The 22643-nt window shown below is 65.6% G+C and carries 21 protein-coding genes, 1 tRNA gene and 1 riboswitch; of the genes, 11 read left to right on the forward strand and 11 right to left on the reverse strand.

Annotated elements, in window-relative coordinates:
- The first annotated feature begins 141 nt into the window (after window positions 1-141).
- Both HZF03_RS23950 and HZF03_RS23955 read left to right on the forward strand, forming a co-directional pair.
- Entirely contained in the window at window positions 142-2313 is a 2172-nt protein-coding gene (locus HZF03_RS23950) for a TonB-dependent receptor (protein ID WP_119019888.1), read from the forward strand.
- 415 nt (window positions 2314-2728) lie between these two features.
- The gene (locus tag HZF03_RS23955; protein WP_011160290.1) at window positions 2729-3082 is read left to right on the forward strand and encodes a PRC-barrel domain-containing protein; all 354 of its coding nucleotides are present in this window, start codon (window positions 2729-2731) and stop codon (window positions 3080-3082) included.
- A gap of 46 nt (window positions 3083-3128) precedes the next feature.
- Here HZF03_RS23955 and HZF03_RS23960 read toward each other — a convergent pair whose 3' ends face one another.
- The gene (locus HZF03_RS23960) at window positions 3129-4745 is read right to left on the reverse strand and encodes an alpha-amylase family glycosyl hydrolase (RefSeq protein WP_119019889.1); all 1617 of its coding nucleotides are present in this window, start codon (window positions 4743-4745) and stop codon (window positions 3129-3131) included.
- Window positions 4746-4920: 175 nt separating this feature from the next.
- Between HZF03_RS23960 and HZF03_RS23965 the strand changes: the two genes are divergently transcribed.
- The 3 genes from HZF03_RS23965 to HZF03_RS23975 all read left to right on the forward strand — a co-directional run bounded on the left by HZF03_RS23965 (window position 4921) and on the right by HZF03_RS23975 (window position 6596).
- Window positions 4921-5073, forward strand: coding sequence for a hypothetical protein (locus HZF03_RS23965; RefSeq protein WP_165858177.1), 153 nt, complete (start codon window positions 4921-4923; stop codon window positions 5071-5073).
- Window positions 5074-5258: 185 nt separating this feature from the next.
- Window positions 5259-5792 (forward strand): hypothetical protein, encoded by a 534-nt coding sequence (locus HZF03_RS23970; protein ID WP_011160292.1) that lies wholly within the window; start codon window positions 5259-5261, stop codon window positions 5790-5792.
- Window positions 5793-6071: 279 nt separating this feature from the next.
- Entirely contained in the window at window positions 6072-6596 is a 525-nt protein-coding gene (locus tag HZF03_RS23975) for a hypothetical protein (protein ID WP_119019896.1), read from the forward strand.
- A 29-nt stretch (window positions 6597-6625) separates the two neighbouring features.
- On the opposite strand, the gene HZF03_RS24575 is transcribed toward HZF03_RS23975, so the two are convergent.
- Window positions 6626-6760, reverse strand: a complete 135-nt coding sequence (locus tag HZF03_RS24575) for a hypothetical protein (protein ID WP_267793652.1) — start codon at window positions 6758-6760, stop codon at window positions 6626-6628.
- A 275-nt stretch (window positions 6761-7035) separates the two neighbouring features.
- Window positions 7036-7109 (reverse strand) — tRNA-Gly (locus HZF03_RS23980).
- 196 nt (window positions 7110-7305) lie between these two features.
- Between HZF03_RS23980 and HZF03_RS23985 the strand changes: the two genes are divergently transcribed.
- Window positions 7306-7887, forward strand: a complete 582-nt coding sequence (locus HZF03_RS23985; protein ID WP_179906228.1) for a methylated-DNA--[protein]-cysteine S-methyltransferase — start codon at window positions 7306-7308, stop codon at window positions 7885-7887.
- Here HZF03_RS23985 and HZF03_RS23990 read toward each other — a convergent pair.
- Window positions 7884-9320 carry an MATE family efflux transporter gene (locus HZF03_RS23990; protein ID WP_011160295.1) on the reverse strand — a complete coding sequence of 479 codons (1437 nt, stop codon included), beginning with the start codon at window positions 9318-9320 and terminating at the stop codon, window positions 7884-7886. The two genes, HZF03_RS23985 and HZF03_RS23990, sit on opposite strands and share 4 nt — an antisense overlap.
- Window positions 9321-9837: 517 nt before the next feature.
- Between HZF03_RS23990 and HZF03_RS23995 the strand changes: the two genes are divergently transcribed.
- The 3 genes from HZF03_RS23995 (at window position 9838) to HZF03_RS24005 (ending at window position 12678) form a co-directional block, all read left to right on the forward strand.
- Window positions 9838-11817, forward strand: coding sequence for a TIGR03768 family metallophosphoesterase (locus HZF03_RS23995; RefSeq protein ID WP_119019891.1), 1980 nt, complete (start codon window positions 9838-9840; stop codon window positions 11815-11817).
- Between the two features lie 91 nt (window positions 11818-11908).
- Window positions 11909-12268, forward strand: a complete 360-nt coding sequence (locus HZF03_RS24000) for a nucleotidyltransferase domain-containing protein (RefSeq protein WP_119019892.1) — start codon at window positions 11909-11911, stop codon at window positions 12266-12268.
- Window positions 12265-12678, forward strand: a complete 414-nt coding sequence (locus HZF03_RS24005) for a HEPN domain-containing protein (RefSeq protein WP_119019893.1) — start codon at window positions 12265-12267, stop codon at window positions 12676-12678. Before HZF03_RS24000 ends, HZF03_RS24005 begins: the two co-directional genes overlap by 4 nt.
- Before the next feature lie 6 nt (window positions 12679-12684).
- Here HZF03_RS24005 and HZF03_RS24010 read toward each other — a convergent pair whose 3' ends face one another.
- The gene (locus HZF03_RS24010) at window positions 12685-13791 is read right to left on the reverse strand and encodes a 2'-deoxycytidine 5'-triphosphate deaminase (RefSeq protein WP_012497877.1); all 1107 of its coding nucleotides are present in this window, start codon (window positions 13789-13791) and stop codon (window positions 12685-12687) included.
- 109 nt (window positions 13792-13900) lie between these two features.
- A riboswitch (SAM riboswitch) is annotated at window positions 13901-13980 on the forward strand.
- Between the two features lie 74 nt (window positions 13981-14054).
- Here HZF03_RS24010 and HZF03_RS24015 point away from each other — a divergent pair.
- Entirely contained in the window at window positions 14055-15266 is a 1212-nt protein-coding gene (locus HZF03_RS24015; protein ID WP_012497878.1) for an O-succinylhomoserine sulfhydrylase, read from the forward strand.
- 147 nt (window positions 15267-15413) lie between these two features.
- On the opposite strand, the gene HZF03_RS24020 is transcribed toward HZF03_RS24015, so the two are convergent.
- The 3 genes from HZF03_RS24020 to HZF03_RS24030 are packed head-to-tail and all read right to left on the reverse strand — an operon-like array spanning window position 15414 to window position 18423.
- Window positions 15414-16382, reverse strand: coding sequence for an SGNH/GDSL hydrolase family protein (locus HZF03_RS24020; RefSeq protein WP_119019801.1), 969 nt, complete (start codon window positions 16380-16382; stop codon window positions 15414-15416).
- Entirely contained in the window at window positions 16382-17161 is a 780-nt protein-coding gene (locus tag HZF03_RS24025) for an SGNH/GDSL hydrolase family protein (RefSeq protein ID WP_119019802.1), read from the reverse strand. The genes HZF03_RS24020 and HZF03_RS24025 overlap by 1 nt, the downstream gene beginning before the upstream one ends.
- Complete coding sequence (locus tag HZF03_RS24030) at window positions 17158-18423, reverse strand: OpgC domain-containing protein (protein WP_119019803.1); 1266 nt, start codon at window positions 18421-18423, stop codon at window positions 17158-17160. Before HZF03_RS24030 ends, HZF03_RS24025 begins: the two co-directional genes overlap by 4 nt.
- A gap of 250 nt (window positions 18424-18673) precedes the next feature.
- Here HZF03_RS24030 and apaG point away from each other — a divergent pair, with 250 nt between their 5' ends.
- On the forward strand, window positions 18674-19066 hold the full coding sequence (apaG, locus tag HZF03_RS24035) for a Co2+/Mg2+ efflux protein ApaG (RefSeq protein ID WP_011160302.1): 393 nt from the start codon (window positions 18674-18676) through the stop codon (window positions 19064-19066).
- 75 nt (window positions 19067-19141) lie between these two features.
- Here apaG and HZF03_RS24040 read toward each other — a convergent pair whose 3' ends face one another.
- From HZF03_RS24040 to HZF03_RS24050, 3 genes are all read right to left on the reverse strand, one after another.
- On the reverse strand, window positions 19142-20143 hold the full coding sequence (locus HZF03_RS24040; RefSeq protein WP_119019804.1) for an Hsp33 family molecular chaperone: 1002 nt from the start codon (window positions 20141-20143) through the stop codon (window positions 19142-19144).
- Between the two features lie 271 nt (window positions 20144-20414).
- Complete coding sequence (argF, locus tag HZF03_RS24045; RefSeq protein ID WP_119019805.1) at window positions 20415-21344, reverse strand: ornithine carbamoyltransferase; 930 nt, start codon at window positions 21342-21344, stop codon at window positions 20415-20417.
- Complete coding sequence (locus HZF03_RS24050; RefSeq protein ID WP_011160305.1) at window positions 21344-22555, reverse strand: aspartate aminotransferase family protein; 1212 nt, start codon at window positions 22553-22555, stop codon at window positions 21344-21346. The genes argF and HZF03_RS24050 overlap by 1 nt, the downstream gene beginning before the upstream one ends.
- Window positions 22556-22643: the final 88 nt, after the last annotated feature.

The following is a 22643-nucleotide window of genomic DNA, read 5'->3' on the forward strand; positions in this document are numbered from 1 at the left end:
TGACTTTGTCATACTCGCCGGGCACGCTGCGGTCGTGGGCGCTCTGCCGGGACCGCCTGCGATAACAGATTTGGGGTGGGCCCGTCTTGCAGCGATGCAGGACACGAGGGGGTGTGCGTGGCGTGTCTCCGGCGAGAGGCGATGCGCGGCTGTGCGGCCGGCTGTATCGCGCTGAGTTTTGGTCTGGCGATAGCAGCGGCGCGGGCCGAGCAGGCGCTGCCGCAGGTGACGATCGATGCCCCGGCCGAGGCAAGGCCGAAGCCACCGCGGCGCCACGCGCCGGAAGCGACGGCACGGCACGGCCAGGCGATCCCGGCGCCGACACCGGGCGCATCCTCTTCGGCTGCAGCCACGAGCGCGAGCCCAACGCCCGACGCGATGAGCGCGCCGCAGAACCAGGCCGCAAGCAGCCGCGTCATCACCGGCGCCGAGATCAATGCGCTGCCGTTCATGCGGCCCGGCGAGGCGCTGGAAGCCGCCCCCGGGCTGGTGGTCACTCAACATTCCGGCGAAGGCAAAGCCAACCAGTATTTCCTGCGCGGCTTCAATCTCGACCACGGCACCGATCTCGCCATCACCATCGACGGCATGCCGGTGAACATGCCGACCCACGGCCACGGACAGGGCTATGCCGACGTCAACTTCCTGATCCCCGAACTGATCAGCACCATGACGGTGCGCAAGGGACCGTATTTTGCCGACGTCGGCGACTTCGGTTCGGCCGGCGCGCTCGGCATCGAATATCTGCGGGCGATGCCCAAGAACCTCGCCGAGGTGACGGTCGGCAGCTTCGGCTATCGCCGGCTGCTCGGCGCCGCCTCGACGCGGGTCGGCGACGGCACCTGGCTCGCCGCCTTCGAAGCCAACACCTACAACGGCCCGTGGGACGTGCCGGACAACGTCCGCAAGCTCAACGGCGTTCTGCGCTACAGCGAGGGCACTGCGACCGACGGCTTTTCGCTGACCGGCATGGCCTATTCCAACCGCTGGACCTCGACCGACCAGGTCGCGCAGCGCGCGATCGACCAGAACCTGATCAGCCGCTACGGCTCGCTCGATCCGACCGACGGCGGCATCTCCAGCCGCTACAGCCTGTCGGGCCGGTTCGCGAAATCGAGCGACCTCGGCCAGACCGACATCAACGCCTATGTGATCCGCTCGTCGCTGCAGCTCTACAACAACTTCACCTACTTCCTCGACGACCCGGTGAACGGCGACCAGTTCAACCAGCACGATCGCCGCACCGTGCTCGGCCTGAACGGCACGCAGCGCTTCGACTACCGCTTCGCGGGCCTGCCGGTGGAAACGCGGGTCGGGCTGCAGACGCGGTCCGACACCATCAATGTCGGCCTCAACAAGACCTATCAGCGCGACTGGCTGTCGACGGTGCGGGCCGACGATGTCTCCGAGCAGTCGCTCGGACTGTGGACCGACACCACGGTGCGCTGGACCGATTGGCTGCGCACCACCGCCGGCGTGCGGCAGGATTTTTTCACCGGCCGGGTGATCAGCGACACACCGGCAAATTCCGGCAACGCTTCGGCGGCGATGACCAGTCCGAAGGCCGGCATCGTGCTCGGCCCCTGGGTCGGCACTGAGTTCTATGGCAACGCCGGCACCGGGCTGCACAGCAACGATATCCGCGGCGCCACCATCACGGTCGATCCCAACACCGGCGATCCGGTGAATCGTGTGCCGCTGCTGGTGCGCTCGAAGGGTGCCGAGCTTGGTATTCGCAATAAATCGATCCCGGGGCTGACGACATCGCTCGCCGTGTTCGTGCTCGATTTCGACTCCGAGCTGTTGTTCGTCGGCGATGCCGGCACCACCGAACCGAGCCGGCCAAGCCGCCGGATGGGTGTCGAATGGACCAGCCAGTATCGGCCGCTGTCCTGGCTCGGTGTCGATCTCGACGTCGCCTACACCAGAGCGCGGTTCACCGACATCGATCCGGCCGGCGACTTCATCCCCGGCGCACCGGCGTGGGTGGCCAGCGCCGGCATCACGCTCGGCGAGCAGCGCGGCTGGTTCGGTGCGTTGAAGGGCCGCTATTTCGGACCGCGACCGCTGATCGAGGACGACAGCGTGCATTCGCTGTCGTCGCTGATCTTCAACGCCCGCGCCGGCTATCGCTTCGACAACGGCGTGCGGGTGCAGCTCGACGTGCTGAACCTGTTCAACGCGAAGACCAATCAGATCGAATACTACTACCTGTCGCGATTACCCGGCGAACCGCTCGGTGGCGTCAACGATCGCCACGTTCATCCGGTGGAACCGCTGGCAGTGCGGCTGACGCTAGCCGGCACATTCTGACATTCGGTTTCTGATTGCGACCGCGCGCGACGCGTTCGTTTTGTGAACTTCGCTTTGTGAACAAGGGAGCCCAAAACGACGAACGCGCGCCGACGTGTAAACGCCGACGCGCGCCTCGTAACTCGCTGGTTCCCAGGCGCTGCGGGGCGCCTCGGCCGAGCGGCTCACTGCTTGCGCATCGTCCACGGTGAGCGGGTCTCATGCCCACCGCAACGTGCTCAGTCAGCCAACCTCAGCGGGCGTCCCCAGCGAGGTGACAGCGTTTCGAGTGAGACACTGGATCACCTCCTTCCGTTGTTGCCGATGAAGAGAGGATACGAACGATTCTTCAGTTTGTGAAGAGGCGATGACGCAGACTCGGAGACGGAACAGGTTTTCGATCCGCTCGTTGGTTTCGCCTGATAGGGAGGCCAGCATGACCCCAGAGACCAACGAAACCCTCAAGCTGATCGGCAGCGACAAGGTGCAGGGAACCGCGGTGTACGGGCCGGACGGTGAGAAGATCGGCTCAATCGAGCGCGTGATGATCGAGAAGGTCAGTGGCCGGGTGTCTTACGCGGTGCTGTCGTTCGGCGGCTTCCTCGGCATCGGCGACGATCACTACCCGCTGCCCTGGCCGGCGCTGAAATACAACGTCGAGCTCGGCGGCTATCAGGTGATGGTCACCGTCGACCAGCTCGAACGCGCACCGAAATACGGTCCCGGCTCCGAATGGGATTGGCGCGGCGCCCGCAAGGTCGATGATTACTACGGCGTGGCGCTGACATAAGCCCACGGCAACGACACCCGGCTGCAAGCCGCGCGAAGCCAGCGTTCTAAACCACGTCCTCCGGCGCCCGGCCGACGATGATGCCTTCGTTGCCGCGCAGGTCGAGCGTGGCACCGATGCGTTCGCCGGCGCGGTCCAGCATAGTCGACAGCAGTACCTCGCCGTCGAGCCCGATCGCGTCGGACGCCGCCGAGATCGGATCCGGGCCGAGATTGAGCGCCACCAAGACCGACCGCCCTTGATGATGCCGGCGATACAGCAACAGATCACCTTCCGCGGCGAGCGGCTGGTAAGTGCCAAGCGCGAGCTGGGGCAGCGCGCGCCGAAGCCGCAGCAGAGCGCGATAGAGGTTTAGGATCGACTGCGCGTCAGCGCGCAGATTAGCGACGTTGTCCTGGGTGGCGTTCGGGGCCAGCGGCAGCCACGGCCGGGCATCCGAGAACCCGGCGTTGTCCGACGCGTCCCACTGCATCGGTGTGCGGCAGCCATCGCGGCCGACACCGATGCCGGGCACGTTCTTCTCGAACGGATCCTGCACGTCCTCGGGCGCGATCTCGACCTGCTCCATGCCGAGCTCGTCGCCGTAATACATCGTCGGGGTGCCGCGCAGCGTCAGCAACAGCAGCGCGGCGACGCGGGCCTGTGCCGGCCCGACCCGGCTCGCCACCCGCGGCCGATCGTGATTGCCCAGCACCCAGTTCGGCCACGCGCCGGCCGGCAACGCCTGCTCGTAGCGATCGATCAACGCCGCAATCTCCCGGGCGCGCCACGGCGTCGACAGCAGCGCGAAGTTGAAAGGCAGCTGCGCACCCTTCAGCTCCGCTCCGTAATACGCGACCAGCCGCTCCATCGGCAGATAGATCTCACCAATCAGCAGCCGATGATCGAATTCGTCGACGACACGGCGCAGTTCGGCAACCACTTCCAATGTCTCCGGCCGATCCGCGGAGTAAATCGGGATCAGCGCGGCGTGCGGCGGCATGCCGGGGCGGAAATCCGGATTGGGCAGGTTGTCGCGGAATTGGTCGTCCTTGATCAGGTGCCAGATCACGTCGACCCGGAAGCCATCGACGCCCTTCCGCAGCCAGAACCGCATCGCGTCATAGATCGCGGCCCGCACTTCCGGATTACGCCAGTTGAGGTCCGGCTGCTGCTTCAGAAAGGCGTGATAGTAGTATTGGCCGGTGGCGTCGTCGTACTCCCAGCCGCTGCCGCCGAATTCCGACAGCCAATTCGTCGGCGGTCCGCCGTCCGGGGCTGGGTCGCGCCAGATGTACCAATCGCGCTTGGGATTGTGCCGCGACGACCGGCTCTCGACGAACCAGGGATGCTGTTCGGATGAATGGTTCGGCACCAGATCGAGAATGACCTTGAGCCCGCGGGCATGGGCCGTGAGCACCAGCGCGTCGAAATCGTCCATCGTGCCGAAGATTGGATCGATGCCGACATAGTCGGCGACATCGTAGCCGAAGTCCGCCATCGGTGACGGAAAGATCGGAGACAGCCAGATCGCGTCGACGCCGAGATCGGACAGATAGCCGAGCCGATCGATGATCCCGCGCAGATCACCGATGCCGTCGTTGTTGCTGTCCTGAAACGAGCGCGGATAGATCTGGTACAGCACACCCGCCGCCCACCACGACACGCTCGTCACGCTTTCCATTCACGTCTCTCCCCTGTCGGTCTCAGACGCGACAGGGCCCGGCTTTGTTCCGAGCGCTGCCGATTCGGGACAGCTGTCGTTGCACAGTCGTGCGTCAGGGCGGTGAAACAGAATGCGGGGTGCGGAATATCTGGAACGGAGTGTCGAGACCTCCGTTCTCGGTTGGGGTGCAGGAGTGAGCCTTCGCCTGCAAGCCACCAGCGGCATCAAGATGCTCGGCGTCGGCGATGTCGGGGACAACGCGGCAAGCTTCAACACCCTACACCATGCTACCGGTCAACGCATTCGTGAACTGCCGATGCGGCCGGAGACGATCGAACTGTCTTGATCGCAAGTGATTATTTACTGCAAGCAAGCAGGTTCTGCTGCGGCGCGATGCCGCCGGTAACCTGATGCTTGCAGGTCTTGCCGCAGCGCGAAACTATGCCAAGTTGGGAACCGGGTGGGTTGCCAAGAATTGTCGGTCAAAGACTGAAATTCCAAACGAACGCATCACTCTAAAGGAAGGTAGTAATGACCCAGATCTTCAAGGTGTATCAGGACGCGGCCAAGGCGCAGGCGGCGGTGGCGGAGCTGAAGGCCGCTTCGTTCAGCAACGCCGCGATCGTCTCCAGCGACAAGGACGGTACCCTGGTCACGGTCGACCCGCCGTTCGGCAAGGGTGGCCAGGCCGACGCGATCCTCAACCGCCACGGCGCGATCCGCGACGTCTCCGCCCGTCATGGCAGCGGTGCCTCGCTGGCAGATTCCTCCACCCGTCTGACCGGCGCGCCGCGGCTGACCGACTCCCGCACCACTCTGGGCTCGATCTTCCCGGAGCTGACCAGCTCGAACTTCTTCCTGTCATCGATGTTCGGCCCGCTGCTGTCGGCGTCGCAGAAGCCGTGGTCGTCGCTCGCCGCAAGCCAGAAGCCGTGGTCCTCGCTGACCAAGAATCAGGATGCCTGGTCGTCGCTGGCCAGCAATCAGAAGGGTTCGGCCCAGCTGATCAACAATCCGGCGCTGTTCTCGTCGATGCTCGGCCTGCCGGTGCTGGCCGGTCGCTAATCGGCGATCGCTGATCACTTATTGAGTTGTTAGAAGCGCCGGCTTGTCCGGCGCTTCTTTTTTGCGCCGCATCAATTTGAATTAGATTAAAAACAACTTGCAGGGCCAGGTGGGTTCCGGAATCAATTGATGAGTTTCGGGATTACGCATGCGATCGCCACGCACGAGATTTAGCATCCAAGTAACAACGTCGGCGACCACGGCTGACCGGATGCATTTTTTCCGCCCGGCGGCACCCGCTCGGCGACCAGCGCATCCCGTCGGGGCGAGGTGCTCCTGATGCTGGAGCTCAGCCTGCTCGGGATCATAGGACTGGCAGCGGTGTATGGCACTGCGCTGTGGTGGATGGGTCGCCACGACGATGTGCTGTACGGCGATTTCGTCAGCCCGGAAGGAGCCGCGACACTGACGTCAGCGGAGCCGGCTTTACTGCGGCAGCAACCGACCTCGCCCGTGACCAATCATCCCCCGGAAGCTGCGGGTCGGCCGCCAGCGGCGATGCGTGCAGCAATCCCGCCGGTTCGGAGTGGCGGTCGTCCACCGTCTCGGCCATCCGCTGTGCCACAGCGCCCAGCTCCACCGGCACCGATCGTCGAGTCTCAGCCTGTTGGAAATCAGCTCACCACGGCGCAACCGCTGCGACCGTCATCACTGCCGCCGGTCACACCTTCTGCTCAGCATCAATCGCCAAGCAGGCCGATCCCGGCACCTGCGCGCGGCCAGGCGCCTGCGCGCGATGATGTGCTGAACTCACTGCTGGAGACGATCAAGCACGACCTGAGCAACGCGGTCGGCAAGCCCTGAGGCCGACCGCGAAACGCATCGTGCCGCGATCAGTCGTGACGGGACATCACGCGGGCGTTGGCGTGCTGATGCTCGCCTTCATGCCCACTCGCGATTACTACGCCGAACAAGATCAGCACCGTCGACACTGCGGCCGCAGCCAACAGCAGGATGTCGAAAGTCATCATGGTGCTCGTCATCGCCGTCCCCCCCTGCAATGAAGCAGTAACTAAGCTTCGCGCTGATCCCGGAAGGCGGCGTTGACGCCGATCAACTAATGCACACGCCGGCTGCGGGCTGCCGTGCGTGCAGCGCAGAGCAAGACGCCTCAACCGGCCGCAGCGTCCGGAATTGGCGCGCGATAGCGTACCGATCAGCTTGGGTTCCACGCTCGCCGCAGCCACATCGCGGTGCCCCGCGACAACGGTCGATCAAGATCAGAGGGAGGCGTGGGGGACGTTGGAGCGGGCGAAGGGAATCGAACCCTCGTATGCAGCTTGGGAAGCTGCCGTTCTACCATTGAACTACGCCCGCGCCGGGCACCGCTGTGAGGCGGCGACGAACTCTGATCTAGCCGAGACCGGGCGCGCCGCCAAGGGGCGATCACGCGAGCCGCCCGCGCAGGACGCCGCAGCACGGTTGCCGCACCGCACCTGTGGCTCATTAAAGTTGTTAACAACTCCTTTACTTTCCGGATGCCGTCCCGGCTTCCGCTGGTATGCTTCTGACTATGGCGGGGACTGCCTACACCATCTTCGACACCATGATGGGCCGATGCGGGATCGCATGGGGCGGCGGAGGCGTGCTGGCGGTGCAACTCGCCGAGAGCCGCGAGATCGACACCCGCCGCAGGCTGCTGCGGCTTTGCCCGGACGCCCGCGAGAGCCGCGCCGAGGCCCGGATCGAGCCCGTGATCGACGGCTTGTCTGCCGCGCTCCGCGGCGAGCCGTGGGATTTCTCCGACGTTCCGCTCGATCTCGGCGGGATCCCGGGATTCGATTGCCGCGTCTATGCGGCATTGCGAGCGATCCCGCGCGGCGAGACGCTGACCTTCGCCGAGATCGCCAAGCAGCTCCGCTCCTCGGGCGCCGTGCATGCAGTCGGTCAGGCCATCCGCCGCAATCCGTTCACCCTGATCGTGCCCTGCCACCGCGCACTCGCGGCCGCAGGCGACACCAGCGGCATCTGCGCCAATGGCGGCACGATCACCCGGCGGCGCCTGCTGTCGCTCGAAGGCGCGCTCGCCACCAGCGGTCCGAGCCTGCTCGACGTCCTGCTGCCGTTCGCCCCTCCGCGGCAGGCCGACCGCTAGCCGGCGATCGACGCGGCCGGCGGCTTCGGGCCCCAGCGCGTCACCAGCACGCTCAGCGCCGACGTCACACCGAGCAGCACCATCGAGCCTGCGGCGAGCAGATAGAAGCTGCCGGCGCTGCCGTGGTTCTTGATCAGCAGCCAGCCGCCGCCGACCACGAACAGCAGCCGCCCGGTCTGCGCCAGCACCGGCCCCAGCACCCTGGCGGCGCCCTGCGCGGAAAAATACATCGAGATCGACAGCCCGATGAAGGCGTACATCGGCGCCGCGGCGCGGAGATATTGCTCACCGGCGAGCCGTACCGCCGCATCGTCGGTGAACAGGTCGATCCAGAGGTGCGGAAAGATCGCGATCCCGGTGCCGACCACGCCGACGAACAGGAACGACACCAGCCCGGCCGTCCAGGCGATCTGCCGCGCCCGCTTCACCCGGCCGGCCCCGATCGCCATGCCGATCATCGGCACCGAGGCGATGCCGACCGCGAACGCGATCGAGGTCAGCATGAACTCCAGCCGGCCGCCGATGCCGTAGCCGGCCAGCACCGCGGTGCCGAAATGCGCCAGCATGTGGGTGAAGATCGTGATGGTCAGCACCGACTGCAGCGGCGAGAAGCACGACACGGCGCCGACCTTCAAGATGTCGATGAACATGCCGCGCTCGATCCGGAAGCCGTCCAGCCGCGGCTTCACCCCGGCCCGGCCGGAGAAGATCACCCAGGCCATCACCGAAGCGCCGATCGAAAATGCCGTCAGCGTGCCGGCGGCAACGCCGGGCATACCGAACCGCGGGATCGGCCCGAAGCCGAGGCCGAGCGCGCCGCCGAGCACGATCTGCAGCACCGCCGAGCTGAGGATCATCAGCGACGGCAGTTTCATGTTGCCGGTGCCGCGCAGGATCGCCGCGAAGGTGTTCATCAGCCACGGCACCACCGCGCCGGCGAAAAAGATGTGAACGTAGCCGGCGGCCTGGCTCAGCACCGCGCCGCGGCCGCCGAGCAGCGCCAGCGCGCGCTCGCCGAACGTCAACATCCCGACCGTGAACACCAAGCCGAAGCACAGCCCGATCAGCAGCGCGTGCATCGCCAGCACCGCTGCGCGGTCGTCGTCGCCCGAGCCGAGCGCGCGCGCGATCGCCGAGGCAACGCCACCACCCATCGCGCCGCCGGACATGGTCATGGTCAGGATCACGAACGGAAACACCAGCGCCATCGCGGCCAGCGCCTCGGTGCCGAGCCGGCCGATATAGGAGGTCTCGGCGACCGCCACGCAGGTGCCCGCCGTCAGCGCCACCACGTTGGGCCAGGACAGCCGCAGCAGCGTCCGCAGGATGCCATCGTCGAGCAGCGGATTTTTCGGAGGTGGAGGCGTCGCGGCAGGCGGGGCCGGCGCGGCTGGCGCAACCGGCGGCAACTCCGCAACGGCAATATCGGACATGCGTTTCCTCCGGCCCGATCTGATCCGCCGTGCCTCTTTGTCGTTCCTATCATTGATTTGCCGCGGCGCGATGCTCCCGCAACGCATAGGCGCACGCCGATACGTCAGAACGCCGCGGGAAGATGCCGCCGCCCCTCGAGACGGCAATACGAGCGATCGTCGTTCGCCCATCGTTGCATCCGCAGCATCTCGTCGAACGACATGCATTCTGGACGAAACGACGACCGCGACATTCGACGGCGCGATGACAGGTGCAGAACGCGCCTTCACCAATTCGGAATGAGTTGCGCAAATTCGCCGGACAATCAGCTACGCTGATCTTCGGATCGATCGCGTTTCCTAGATGCCGATACCGCAACGCGCGTTATCGAAATCAATCACTTCGCGCCGCATTAACTTCTGCTTGCTACACAAGCATCACGAAATGCCGTCCGCATCGACGTAATGCGGAACGACGAGCGCCACGGCCCGACGTCCGCACGTCGCACCGAACCTTCTGTGCAAGAGGTTCTGCTCCATGACTCATCGCAATCGATCGGAGACCCTGCTGAGCGGTCTCGACACGACCCGCCGCGCCTTCCTGCAATCGTCGGCAGCGTTCATCGGCACGCTGTCGCTCGGCGGTCCGGTCTGGGCGAGCGAACCGCGGCGCTATCCAATCGACACACCGGCGGTGACGACGCAGGAGCGGATGCTCGCTTTTCCGGCGACGGTGACGCCTGGCCTCGACAAAGCCGAACTACACCAGGTCACGCGCTACAAGGAGCTTGGTTACGGCGAGTGGTCCTACGGCTCCGGTCTGCCGATCGAGCGACGGACCGACCTGATGCCGGCTGGCTCCCGCAAGCCGGCGGATGCGGCGCGCAAACGCCTGGTCAAGTTCTTCTCGTTCTCCGACGTCCACATCACCGACAAGGAAGCGCCCAATCAGCTCCTGCTGTTTCAGCACACCGAGCCGGCCGCAGCCAGCAACACCTCGGTCTATTCGCCGGTGATGCTCTACTCGACGCAGGTGCTCGACGCCGCGATCCAAACCGTCAACGACCTCCACCGCCGCGACCGCTTCGATTTCGGCATCGCGCTCGGCGACGCCTGCAACTCGACCTCCTACAACGAGCTGCGCTGGTACATCGACGTGTTCGACGGCAAGCCGATCGTCCCGAGCTCCGGCGCGCATCGCGGCGCCGACAGCATCGACTTCCAGATGCCGTTCCAGGCCGCCGGCCTCGACAAAGACCTGCCGTGGTATCAGGTGCTCGGCAATCACGATCACTTCATGATCGGCTCGTTCCCGGTCGACGGCGATCCGTCGCTGGGTTTCCGCGAGTCCTACACCTCCGACAAAGTGTGGGCGATCGGCGACGTGTTGCGGCCGAACATCGCGACCTTCCCGGCGCTGTTCGACGATCGCAATCTGAGGGCGACGCCGGCGTTCTATCCGGGCGTGATCGACGGCACGAGCCCGTACGGCGCGATCATCCATACCGGCCCCACCGACGATCCGGCGTTCAACAACCAGCCGCCGACGGTCGCGGCCGATCCTGGGCGCCGCTCTCTCGTACGTGCCGAATGGATGGCAGAATTCCTCGACACCGCGACCGAGCCCAAGGGTCACGGCTTCGGCCTGATCGACCGTGCCGCGGCCGGTCCCGACTTCGCCTGCTACAGCTTCATGCCGAAATCCGACCTGCCGCTGAAGGTGATCGTGCTCGACGACACCCGCGACGAGCACGACGGCTCGCACGACATCCACGGCCACGGCTATCTCGACGCCAAGCGCTGGGAATGGCTGAAGGCAGAACTCGCGCGCGGACAGGCCGACAATCAGCTGATGATCATCGCCAACCATATCCCGATTGCGGTGTCACCGATCGGCTCCGAAATGGAATGGTGGCTCGGCGACACCACGGCATCGCCGGACTACAAGAACGCCGTCGATCTGGCGGGACTGGTGAAGACGCTGCACGACACGCCGAACCTGCTGATGTGGATCGCCGGCCATCGCCACCTCAACGTGGTCAAGGCATTTCCATCCCCTGATCCGAGCCGGCCCGAACGAGGCTTCTGGCAGGTCGAAACCTCGTCGCTACGCGATTTCCCACAGCAGTTCCGCACTTTTGAGATCTATCTGAATGCCGACGACACCGTCTCGGTCGAAGCCGTGAACGTCGACGTCGCGGCGGCCGAGGGCACGCCGGCGGCGCAGGCGCGCAAATACGCGATCGCGGCCCAGCAGATCGTCGGGCACGACAAACAGGTCAGCGCTCCGAACCTCGCCACCGCGGCCGGCCGCGGCACGCACCCGATCCCGAGCATGGACCCGACCCGGCCACAGAGCGACGATCCGAAGGCCACCGACCCCACCATCCGGTTCGTCGACCTCAGCACGGCACCGAGGCCGGTCGCGGTGCACGGTTCGAGCAATGTCGAACTGGTGAAGCAACTCACCCCGAAGATGGCCGAGGTGCTGAAGCGGGCGATGGCGGAGCGGAAGTAAGTGCCGCGGCGGTTTGCGGCGCAGCGGACGCTTCGTCGCGCCCTCCAAGCTGGCCGATGCATTTTAGCGGCACCCGCGCTATATTTCGCATATGGACGTCGTACTCAGCGACACCGACGAATGGACCGTGCTGCGCACAGCGGTGCAGCGGCTGACGGCGATCGCGCCGGTCGAGGCGATCATCCTGTTCGGAAGCCGAGCTCGTGGCGACCACACCCCCGACAGCGACTATGACCTGTGCGTGATCCTGAGTGACGACGTGGCACCCGGAGCTTTCACGCCGGTCTCGCTGTGGCAGCAGGTTTCAGACCTGGGCATCCCGATTCAGATCGTGCCCCTCCGGCGGAGCCGCTTCGAAGCTGCACGGAACGACCCGAACAGCGTCAGTTATCAGATCGCGCACGATGGCCGAGTCGTCTTCGAGAAGGCCGTTCCGTCGCTGGCGCCATGAGTTCGAGCGACCCACGAACCTGGCTCGATCTCGCTGCCAGTGACGTGACAGCGGCCCGCCGGTTGCTCACGCCCCCTGCTTCATTGCCACAAGCGGCCTATCTGGCACAGCAAGCGGCCGAGAAGGCGATCAAGGCGCGGCTGATTGCTCTTCACATCGCATTCCCGCGGCACGGGGGCCGAGGGCATGACCTCGTTGCGCTGACGAACTTGATGCCGGAGGACGACTTAGCCCGGTCGCTGTTCGAACAGCTCTCTTCGATCACACCCTGGGCGACGGCGTTCCGCTATCCGTCCGACGACCCCGCCACGGAGGCGCGCCTCACCGCGCAGGAGATCGAGACCAAGCTGCAGCAGGCCGAAGCTGCCATCACGCTGCTGCGTGGTGCGCTCGACCGTCAGCAGCCGTGATCGAACTTACACCTTGAAATGCTTGCTCAGCTTCAGGCCCTGGGCCTGGTAGTTCGAGCCGATGCGCTGGCCGTACATCGCGTCGGGGCGCGACAGCATCTTTTCGTAGATCAGGCGGCCGACGATCTGGCCGTGCTCGAGGATGAACGGCACTTCGCGCGAGCGCACTTCCAGCACCGCGCGGGCGCCCGAGCCGCCGGCGCCTTCGTAGCCGAAGCCGGGATCGAAGAAGCCCGCATAGTGCACACGGAATTCGCCGACCAAAGGATCGAACGGCACCATCTCGGCCGCGTAGTCCGGCGGCACTTGCACGGCTTCCTTCGAGGCCAGGATGTAGAACTCGCCGGGATCGAGGATCAGCGTGCCGTCGGGGCGGGCCGCGATCGGCTCCCAGAACTCGCCGACCGCATAGCCGCCGCGGCGGTCGATATCGACGACGCCGGTGTGGCGCTTGGCGCGATAGCCGACGAAGCCCTCGGAATTCTCGCCCGACAGATCGACGCTGAGAGCGACGCCGCCGGTGAGGTCGGCGTCATCGGCATCGACCAGCCGCTCAGCATCGTGCAGCGTATCGAGTTCGTCCTGCTCCAGCGTGGCCTGGCCGACGCGGAAGCGTACCTGTGACAGCCGCGAGCCTTCGCGCAGCAGCACCGGGAAGGTCTTCGGGCTGATCTCGGCATAGAGCGGGCCGTGATAGCCGGCGCCGATCATGTCGAAGCGGCGGGTGCCGTCCGCGATCACCCGGGTGAACACGTCGAGCCGGCCGGTCGAGCTCTTCGGATTGGCGGCCGCCACGATGTGGCGCGGCATCGCCAGGCTTTCGAGCAGCGGCACGATATAGACGCAGTTGGTCTCCAGCACGGCGCCGTCCGACAGGTCGATCTCGTGCAGCTTCAGCTCGTCGATCCGCTCGGCCACGGTGCAGTCCGGCCCCGGCAGGAAGCTGGCGCGCACCCGATAGGCGATCGGCCCCAGCCGCAGGTCGAGGCTGGCCGGCTGGATCTGGCTCTCGACGAACGGATAGTCCGGCAGGATCAGGCCCGATTCCGTCATCGCCGCGATCATGCGGTCGGGCAGAATTCCGTTGGCGTCGGGCGGCAGGGTGAACGGCACGGTGTCGGTCCTTCGGAGCGCAGCCATGCCCTCCGGGAAACTCAGATACGAGCCTTCACCGCTAGCCGAAGCCCAGCTTGACGGGAAGGGTCCGGAGGATTAACACCCCGACTTATCCCGTGGTGATTTGAGCCGGCCGGCTTGCAGCCACGTTAAACAAGTCGCTAAACAGGCCGGGGACGTTGTGGTCCCGGCCCGAGGGTTGAGCCCCAGGCCGGTTTTTTTGTGCCCGCATCGTCCGATGTGGGTGCGCTGGAGACCACATGTCCGAGTCCAAACCGACCATTCCCGTTCCCGCCACCGCGCATTTCCGCCGCGAAACCCGCCTGGTGCATTCCGGCAGCTTGCGCTCGCAGTTCGGCGAGACCTCCGAGGCGTTGTTCCTGACTCAGGGCTTCGTCTACGAAAGCGCCGAGCAGTGCGAGGCGCGCTTCACCGGCGACGACGCCGGCTTCCAATATTCGCGGTTCTCGAACCCGACCGTGTTCAGCTTCGAACAGCGGATGGCTGAGTTCGAAGGCGCAGAAGCGGCGCGCTCGACCGCCACCGGCATGGCCGCGGTGACGGCCGCGATGCTGGCGCCGCTGCGGGCAGGCGATCACGTCGTCGCCTCCAAGGCGATGTTCGGCTCGTGCCGCTACGTCGTCGAAGACCTGCTGCCGCGCTACGGCATCGAGTCGACGCTGGTCGACGGCCTCGATCTCGACCAATGGCAGCGTGCGGTCCGGCCGAACACCAAGACATTCTTCCTGGAGAGCCCGACCAACCCGACCCTCGACGTGCTCGACATCGGCGCGATCGCGGAGATCGCCCATGCGGCGGGCGCGCGCCTCGTGGTCGACAATGTGTTCGCAACGCCGATCTGGCAAAGCCCGCTGCAGCTTGGTGCCGACGTCGTGGTTTACTCCGCCACCAAGCACATCGACGGACAGGGCCGCTGTCTCGGCGGCGTGGTGCTGTCGTCGCAGGCGTTCATCGAAGAACACATCCAGATGTATCTGCGCCAGACCGGCCCGTCGCTGTCGCCGTTCAACGCCTGGGTGCTGCTGAAGGGCCTGGAAACGCTGGCGGTTCGGGTCGAGAAGCAGACCTCCAATGCGGCCGCGATCGCCGATGCGCTGGCCGGCCACCCGAAGGTGCCGCGCCTGGTATATCCGGGCCGGGCCGATCACCCGCAGGCCGCGACGGTCAAGAAGCAGATGGGCGCCGGCTCGACCCTGGTCGGCTTCGAGGTGAAGGGCGGCAAGGCCGAAGCGTTCCGCTTCCTCAATGCCCTGAAGCTGGTGAAGATCAGCAACAATCTCGGCGACGCCAAGAGCCTCGTCACCCACCCTGCCACGACGACGCATCAGCGGCTGAAGCCGGAAGCGCGCGCCGAACTCGGCATCAGCGAAGGCTTCATCCGGTTGTCGGCCGGCCTCGAACACAGAGACGATCTGATCGAGGACCTGCTCGCAGCGCTCGACAAGGTGTGAGCGGGCCGTCGTCAAGGCCGTGAGTGAGAAGTATCGGGACGACGCATCGCGTCGTCCCGGAACTGCTTCAGAGACGTCGTAACCAGCGGTTACGTGAGCTCGACGAAGTCACTTCGCGGGCGATGACCGTGGTCATCGCCGCGTTCGTTACATCGGCCGGAATGCCGTGACGTCGCTCGGACCGGCGGTGCCGAGTCGGACCTGATCGACCGAGCGGATGATGCCGTCGCCGAGCAGCTGCGCGAAGCAGGCGTAGCCCCAGTCGTTCATGTGCAGCCCGTCGGCGATGACGAACTTGTCGAACGGGATGGCCTGCTGCTCGTGCCATTCCTTCATCACTTCGAAGCGCGGGAAGATGCCGACGCGGCGCAGCTCCGCGAGCCGGCCGAGCGCCTTGATCATCTTGCCGGCGTTCTCGCCGCGCTCGTTGACCCGCGGCACATATTGCGGATCGACCAGCACGATATCGGCGCCGGCGGATTGGATCGCCTTGATGCCATCGTCGACCAGCTTGCCGGTGTCGGCCGGATCGAGGTTGCGCAGGATCGCGTTGGTGCCGACCTGCCAGATCACCAGATCCGGCTGGGCATCCAGCACCGTTGACTTCAGCCGCCGCATCATTTCGGGCGCGTCTTCGCCGCCCTTGCCGCTGTTGACAACGGTGATGTCGGAGGTCGGGTAGTGACGCCGGAGTTGTGCGGCCAGCCGGTTCGGATAGGTGAAAGCCGGCGAGGTCGAACCGTAGCCCTGGGTCGACGACGAGCCGAACGCCACGATCACCACCGGGCGGCGATCGGCCAGCTTGCGCGCCACCCGTGGCAAAGCCCCGATCGACTTGGCGCCGCCCTTCGGCGGCAGGCAGGGCACGCGGCCGAGAATGTCACCGGCCTGCTTGGCCACATCCTTGATCTTGTCGAGCGCGGCCCCGGCGACGGTTTTCTTGCGATCCAGCGTCGAAACATCGACCTCGCCCTCGCCGGGCGTCACAGTCGGCGCCGCCTCGGCGACCGGTTCCGATGGGGTCTGCGCGAAGCTGGCCGGGGAAGAGATCAGGAGCAACGCCGTCGCCAAAAAAGCCGCGACGGCGACCGGTTTCAAAGGGTCGGATACTCTCATTACCGCTGGGTCCTTGCCTCCGCAGGATCGGTCTGCGCAGCCTCGATGACGAAAGCCATCAGCGCGCGCGCCAGGCAGTTGTGCACGCGCAGCGCCAGATCGATCCCCGGTGCCGGGCTGAACAGATCGAACTCGCCGGTCTCATTCCAGTGGCGCATCATGGAGAAGCGGTCGAACAGCGGAACGTCGTGCTCCTGCGCCACCACCCGCATCGCGTCGAGATACGGCGCCGGATTGATCATGGTCTCGGTGCGGGGACTATACTGCAAATTCATCAAGATGATGTCAGAGCCGGCCTGCTTGACCGCATCGATGCCCTGCCCCAGCGCGGTGCGGAATTCGTCCGGATCGATCGAGCGGATCGCGTCGAACGTGCCGGTCTGCCAGATCACCAGCACCGGCTTGCGCTCGGCAACCAGTGCTGCCAGCCCGGTGGCGATGTCGCCGGCGGTCCGTTTCGGCCGCATCTCGACCATCACATTGACGGTGACGCCCGGGAAGCGGTCGCGCAGCAGGGCCTGCAATCGCCCCGGGTACGAGCTGTTTTCGGCCGACAGGATGGTGGACGAGCGGCTGCCGACCACCAGGATATCCAGCTTGTGGGTCGTCTTCAGCGCCGCGGCGACGCCCTTCAGCTTGGCTTCGCTGGCCAGCAGATAGGCTGGCGGAACACAGGTGGGAGCATCCTCGGCGACGGCTGTCCGAGGCGGCAAGCCGACCGCGGTGAGCAGCGCCACCGCGACCATCCATCTCAAGCCGGCCATCGCCACGGCCTTCATGCTGCATCGCCTCCCGCGAGGTCCGCATCCGGTGGTGTCCGGGACCCGGCCTTGCTCGCCACATTCTTGTACCACGAGAACAGCCACGCGGCGGCAGACATGATGCAAATCCCTGTCACGCTGACGAAGAAATGCAGCACCGCGCCGCCCGAGACTTCCGCCAGGATGAAATAGCCGGCGAAAGCGAGAAAGATGCCAATGCAGAAGATCTCCAGCGAGTGCTGGCCGCACAGGATTAACGGCCGCAACCAGGGCGAGTTCAAGGCCGGCCAGTCGCGCGGAATGAACCGCACCGTGAGAGCCGCCAGCGCCAGGAAGTGCGCGAACCGCAGCACGTCGAGGTTGGGCTTGTCGATCGGGTACATCCACTGCTCGAGCCATTTCGGCAGGGTATGGAACAACTGCGGCGTGTACCAGGTGAGCGTGACGTAGAACGCCGCCACCAGATAAGCGGCCGCAAGCCACAGCGTCACTTTCGACGCCAGCACCCGCGACAGCCGCTTCGCCCCGCCCATCGCACACCAGGCGCCGAACACGAACAGCAACTGCCAAGCGTACGGATTAAACACCCATGCGCCGCTCGGATAGGCGGTCAAATGCAGATCGAACTGCCAGGTCGCCGCATAGAGCAGCGTCGCCAGCCCCAGCGTGATGTCGGGCCAGCGCCGCATCAGCCACAGGATCGGCGGCAGGAAAAACATCAGCACGATGTACAGCGGCAGCACGTCCATATTGACCGGGCGAAACCGCAGCAGCAGCGCCTGCACGATGGTGACATCGGGCTGTTTGAGGAAGTCGAGGATGCCCATTTCCTCGGAGTACAGCGGGTTCTGGAAGCTGGTGGCGACGTAGGAGATCTCGGCCAGGAAGATCGTGAACAGGAACACATGCGCGACGTAAATCTGCCAGACCCGCTTGAGGATGCGCGCCGCCGCCACGACGAAGCCGAGCTCGGTCATCGCCTTGCCGTAGACGAAGGCGGCGGTGTAGCCGGAGATGAAGATGAAGATCTCGGTGGCGTCGGAGAAGCCGTAATTCCGCAACGTGAACCAGGTCAGCACGTTGGCCGGCAGATGGTCGATGAAGATCAGCCACAGCGCCAGGCCACGGAACAGATCGAGCCGCAGTTCCCGTTTCGGCACCACCTTGCGCGGCGGCGAGGCAGCCGGCAGCGGTGGTGGCGCAACCGGCTCCGTCGGCGGGCCGCCTGCGGGCGGCGCGCCGGTGACCGGCTCGGCAACGGTGGTGACAGGAGGAGTCATGCGGCTCCGCTATGGCGCGCGATGCGCTCGTCGTTGCTATAGCAGCCGAGCCGCCGGCGGCGAAGCGTCTGGCGAGATCGGCGGACACCCTGACACAGCCCGCAACATCGCTGCGCCCGGCGCGGCCGCTGGCTAGCGCGGAACTTTGTTGAAACCGCGGAGGCACGTGACCACAACCTGAAAGTCGTTCCGAACGACTGGTTTCAACGCTGATTTTCGCTATATTTGGGCCAAGAGCTGGAAATCGAGCATGTACCGCGCCGTCACCCGCCGGATCGAAGTGACCGTTGAGCCCAATTATCTGCCGGAGCGTTCCTCGGCGGAGAACCGCCAGTATTTCTGGTCCTACACCGTGGTGATCACCAATTCGGGCGAGGAAACCGTCAAGCTGCGCACCCGGCATTGGGTGATCACCGACGCTTCCGGCCGGACCCAGGAAGTACGCGGCGAAGGCGTGGTCGGCGAACAGCCGGTCCTCGCGCCGGGTGAGCGGTTCGAATATACCAGCGGCGTCCCCCTCCCGACCGCCTCCGGCTTCATGGCCGGCCGCTATCAGATGGAAACCGAAGCGGGCGAAAAATTCGAGATCGACGTCCCGCCGTTTTCGCTCGATAGCCCGGAAGGGAAGCGGACACTGAACTAATCGGGCGCTCGTCGTCTGGGTTGAGAATGGGTACGCAGGGATGCGCTTCGCCTGTGGCTCAACGCATCCGACGACCTACTCCACGCCCGCTTCCTGCGGCGTGAATTCGTATACCGATGAGCAGAACTCGCAGGTCACCACGACCTTGCCGTCCTTGACCATGTCGGCGCGGTCCTGCGGGGCGAAGCGGGCCAGCATGCGGGAGACGGCATCGCGCGAACACGAGCATTCCGCCTTGATCGGCAGCGACGAGAACACGCGCACGCCGCGTTCGTGAAACAAGCGATACAGCAGCCGCTCGCCGGACAGATCCGGATCGATCAGTTCGACGTCTTCGACGGTCGCGATCAGCGACTGGCCCTCGACCCAGGCGTCGTCCTCATCAACGGTGTGAACCTGGGTGCCTTCCGGCGCGTCACCGGGATGCAGATCGGCCTGGCGCGCGCGCTCCGGTGACTTCGGCAGGAACTGCAGCAGCATGCCGCCGGCGCGCCAGTGATGCCGGCCGCCCTCGCCACCGCGCCATTCCTCGCCGACCGCAAGCCGCACCTTGGTGGGGATCTGCTCGGAGCGCAGGAAGTACTCGTGCGCCGCCTCCTCCAGACCGCCGCCGTTGAGCGCCACAAGGCCCTGATAGCGTCGCATGTCCGGGCCCTGATCGATCGTCATCGCCAGATGGCCGTTGCCGAGCAGCGCGCCCGAGCTGAGACCGGGCTCGAGCTTGGCCTCTTCGTAGCGCGCATAGGCGCGCAGCCGGTCCGGCGCCTGGAAGTCGACAATCAGGAACGACACCGGACCATCGGTCTGGGTCTGCAAAATGAAGCGGCCGTCGAACTTCAGCGACGAGCCGAGCAACGTCGCCAGCACGATCGCTTCGCCGAGCAGCTTAGCGACCGGTACCGGATAGGCGTGCTTGGCGAGCAACTCGTCGAGCGCCGGGCCGAGCTTGGTCAGCCGGCCGCGCAGATCGAGCGGGCCGACTTCGAACGGCAGCACGCTGTCGTCGATCGGCACCGCGGACGGCGCGCGCACGGAGGGCATCTCGGGGGTGGTCGGATTTTGGGCTTGTGAGGTCATGGGCGCTTATCTGGGGGCGAGAGGCGGAGATCGGAAGGGCTGACGGGCGGAAGCGATGAATGGCAGCCCTGTTTTACGGCAGCCTTGCGACGCCGCTTCTTCCTTCTCCTCTTTTGGAGAAGGCGCGGACGCAGCTCACGCCGGATGAGGGGCCGACTGGAGCGCTGTGCCCCGCGGCCCTCTCACCCGGCTTCGCTACGCGAAGCCACCCTCTCCCACGAGGGGAGGGTAAAATTGGGCGCCTCAGAGGGGGGACGGCGGTGAGCGTGTGCTACGCCACCGCGCCGAGGCACCAGGCCAGGATGCCCTTTTGGGCGTGCAGGCGGTTTTCGGCTTCGTCGAACACCACCGACTGCGGGCCGTCGATCACCTCGTCGGTGACCTCTTCGCCGCGATGCGCCGGCAGGCAGTGCATGAAGATCGCGTCCTTGTGGGCGAGCGACATCAGCTTGGCGTTGACCTGATACGGCTTGAGCAAATTGTGGCGATGCTCGCCGTCCTTGTCGCCCATCGACACCCAAGTGTCGGTGACGACGCAATCGGCGCCGCGCACGGCTTCCTCCGGATCGGTGCCGATGGTGATCGCCGCGCCGCTCTGTTTGATCCAGTCGCGCAGCACCTTACTGGGCGAGAGCTGCGGCGGGGTGGCGATGTTGAGCTTGAACTCGAAGCGCTGCGCGGCGTGGGCGAACGACGCCAGCACATTGTTATCGTCGCCGGTCCAGGCGATGGTGCGCCCCTTGATCGGGCCGCGATGCTCCTCGAACGTCATCACGTCGGCCATCACCTGGCACGGATGCGACTTGCGGGTCAGGCCGTTGATCACCGGCACGGTGGCGTTGGCGGCGAGCTCCAGCAGCGCCTCGTGATTGAGGATGCGGATCATGATGATGTCGACGAAGCGCGACAGCACACGCGCGGTGTCGGCGATCGTCTCGCCGCGGCCGAGCTGCATCTCGGCGCCGGTCAGCATGATCGACTCGCCGCCGAGCTGGCGCATGCCGACGTCGAACGACACGCGCGTGCGCGTCGACGGCTTGTCGAAGATCATCGCCAGCGTCTTGCCGGCAAGCGGCTTCTCGCCATCGGCGTTCGCCTTGCGCTTCGCTTTCATGGCGACGGCGGCGGAGAGCATGTTGCGCAGTTCGGAGGTCGGCAGCTCGGTGAGATCGAGGAAGTGCCGCGGCATGTTGTTGCTCATCACACCGCCTCCTTCTGCGCAGCCTGTCCGGCAAGCGTGACGCAGGCGCGCTCCAGTCGCCCGACCGCCTCGTCGAGTTCAGCCTCGTTGACGATCAGCGGCGGCAGCAGGCGCACGACGTTATCGCCGGCGCCGACGCTGAGCAGCTTCTCGGCCCGCAGCGCCGCGATCAGTTCGGGCGACGGCACGACCGCCTTCAGGCCGAGCAGCAATCCCTCGCCGCGGATCTCGCTGACGACGCGCGGATGCCGATCGACGACGCCGGCGAGCTTCTGCTTCAGCAGCAGCGACATCTTCTTGACGTGGTCGAAGAAGCCCGGCTGCAGCATCACATCGAGCACCGCATTGGCGACCGCGACCGCCAGCGGATTGCCACCGAAGGTCGAACCGTGCGCGCCCGGCGCCATGCCCTTCGCGGCTTCGGCAGTCGACAGGCAGGCACCGATCGGAAAGCCGCCGCCGAGCGCTTTGGCCAGCGCCATGATGTCGGGCGCGACGCCGATCCGCTTATAGGCGAACAGCTCGCCGGTGCGGCCCATGCCGGTCTGCACTTCGTCGAACACCAGCAGCAGGCCGTGCGCGTCGCACAGCTCGCGCAGGCCGCGGAAGAACGCGAGCTCCGGTGAACGCACGCCGCCCTCGCCCTGCAGCGGCTCGATCAGGATCGCTGCGGTGTTCGGGCCGATCGCGGCCTTCACCGCGTCGAGGTCGCCGAGCGGAAGCTGGTCGAAACCTTCGAGCGGCTGGCCGTAGCCTTCCAGGTACTTTGCCGAGCCGGTGGCGGCGAGTGTGCCGAGCGTGCGGCCGTGGAACGCACCTTCGAAAGTAATCACCCGGGTCCGCTCGGGCTCGCCCTTGGAGAAGTGATAATGCCGCGCCATCTTCAGCGCGCACTCGACGGCTTCAGCGCCCGAATTGCAGAAGAACACCTTGTCGGCGAAGCTCTGCTCGCAAAGCCGCGCCGCCAGCCGCTCGCCTTCCGGGCTCTTGAACAGGTTGGAGACGTGCCACAGTTTGCTCGCCTGCTGCTGCAGGGCTTCGACCAGATGCGGATGGCAATGGCCGAGCGCGTTGACGGCGACGCCGCTGGTGAAATCCAGATAGCGCTCACCGTCGGTCCCGTGCAGCCAGACGCCCTCTCCGCGCTCGAACGCGACATCCGCTCTGGCGAAAACCGGGAGGAGATGGGACGTTGAAGCGCTCTGAGACATGGCCGATCCGATCGGAAAAAGCGGGCCGCCGGCCGGACGCGTCACGCGCATGACACGAACGCAGTCAGGGACAACGTACCCCGGAAAC

The sequence above is a fragment of the Rhodopseudomonas palustris genome, assembly GCF_013415845.1.
Taxonomy (GTDB): Bacteria; Pseudomonadota; Alphaproteobacteria; order Rhizobiales; family Xanthobacteraceae; genus Rhodopseudomonas; species Rhodopseudomonas palustris_F.

Coding starts and splice junctions, on each gene's coding strand:
- HZF03_RS23985 (WP_179906228.1), top strand. CDS start 7,306: ATGGCGGGGACTGCCTACACCATCTTCGACACCATGATGGGCCGATGC.
- HZF03_RS24050 (WP_011160305.1), bottom strand. CDS start 22,555: ATGTCTCAGAGCGCTTCAACGTCCCATCTCCTCCCGGTTTTCGCCAGA.
- HZF03_RS24015 (WP_012497878.1), top strand. CDS start 14,055: ATGTCCGAGTCCAAACCGACCATTCCCGTTCCCGCCACCGCGCATTTC.
- HZF03_RS24020 (WP_119019801.1), bottom strand. CDS start 16,382: ATGAGAGTATCCGACCCTTTGAAACCGGTCGCCGTCGCGGCTTTTTTG.
- HZF03_RS24000 (WP_119019892.1), top strand. CDS start 11,909: ATGGACGTCGTACTCAGCGACACCGACGAATGGACCGTGCTGCGCACA.
- apaG (WP_011160302.1), top strand. CDS start 18,674: ATGTACCGCGCCGTCACCCGCCGGATCGAAGTGACCGTTGAGCCCAAT.
- HZF03_RS23990 (WP_011160295.1), bottom strand. CDS start 9,320: ATGTCCGATATTGCCGTTGCGGAGTTGCCGCCGGTTGCGCCAGCCGCG.
- HZF03_RS24025 (WP_119019802.1), bottom strand. CDS start 17,161: ATGAAGGCCGTGGCGATGGCCGGCTTGAGATGGATGGTCGCGGTGGCG.
- HZF03_RS23960 (WP_119019889.1), bottom strand. CDS start 4,745: ATGGAAAGCGTGACGAGCGTGTCGTGGTGGGCGGCGGGTGTGCTGTAC.
- HZF03_RS23950 (WP_119019888.1), top strand. CDS start 142: ATGCGCGGCTGTGCGGCCGGCTGTATCGCGCTGAGTTTTGGTCTGGCG.
- HZF03_RS23970 (WP_011160292.1), top strand. CDS start 5,259: ATGACCCAGATCTTCAAGGTGTATCAGGACGCGGCCAAGGCGCAGGCG.
- HZF03_RS24030 (WP_119019803.1), bottom strand. CDS start 18,423: ATGACTCCTCCTGTCACCACCGTTGCCGAGCCGGTCACCGGCGCGCCG.
- HZF03_RS24040 (WP_119019804.1), bottom strand. CDS start 20,143: ATGACCTCACAAGCCCAAAATCCGACCACCCCCGAGATGCCCTCCGTG.
- HZF03_RS24575 (WP_267793652.1), bottom strand. CDS start 6,760: ATGACTTTCGACATCCTGCTGTTGGCTGCGGCCGCAGTGTCGACGGTG.
- HZF03_RS23975 (WP_119019896.1), top strand. CDS start 6,072: ATGCTGGAGCTCAGCCTGCTCGGGATCATAGGACTGGCAGCGGTGTAT.
- HZF03_RS23955 (WP_011160290.1), top strand. CDS start 2,729: ATGACCCCAGAGACCAACGAAACCCTCAAGCTGATCGGCAGCGACAAG.
- HZF03_RS23995 (WP_119019891.1), top strand. CDS start 9,838: ATGACTCATCGCAATCGATCGGAGACCCTGCTGAGCGGTCTCGACACG.
- argF (WP_119019805.1), bottom strand. CDS start 21,344: ATGAGCAACAACATGCCGCGGCACTTCCTCGATCTCACCGAGCTGCCG.
- HZF03_RS24005 (WP_119019893.1), top strand. CDS start 12,265: ATGAGTTCGAGCGACCCACGAACCTGGCTCGATCTCGCTGCCAGTGAC.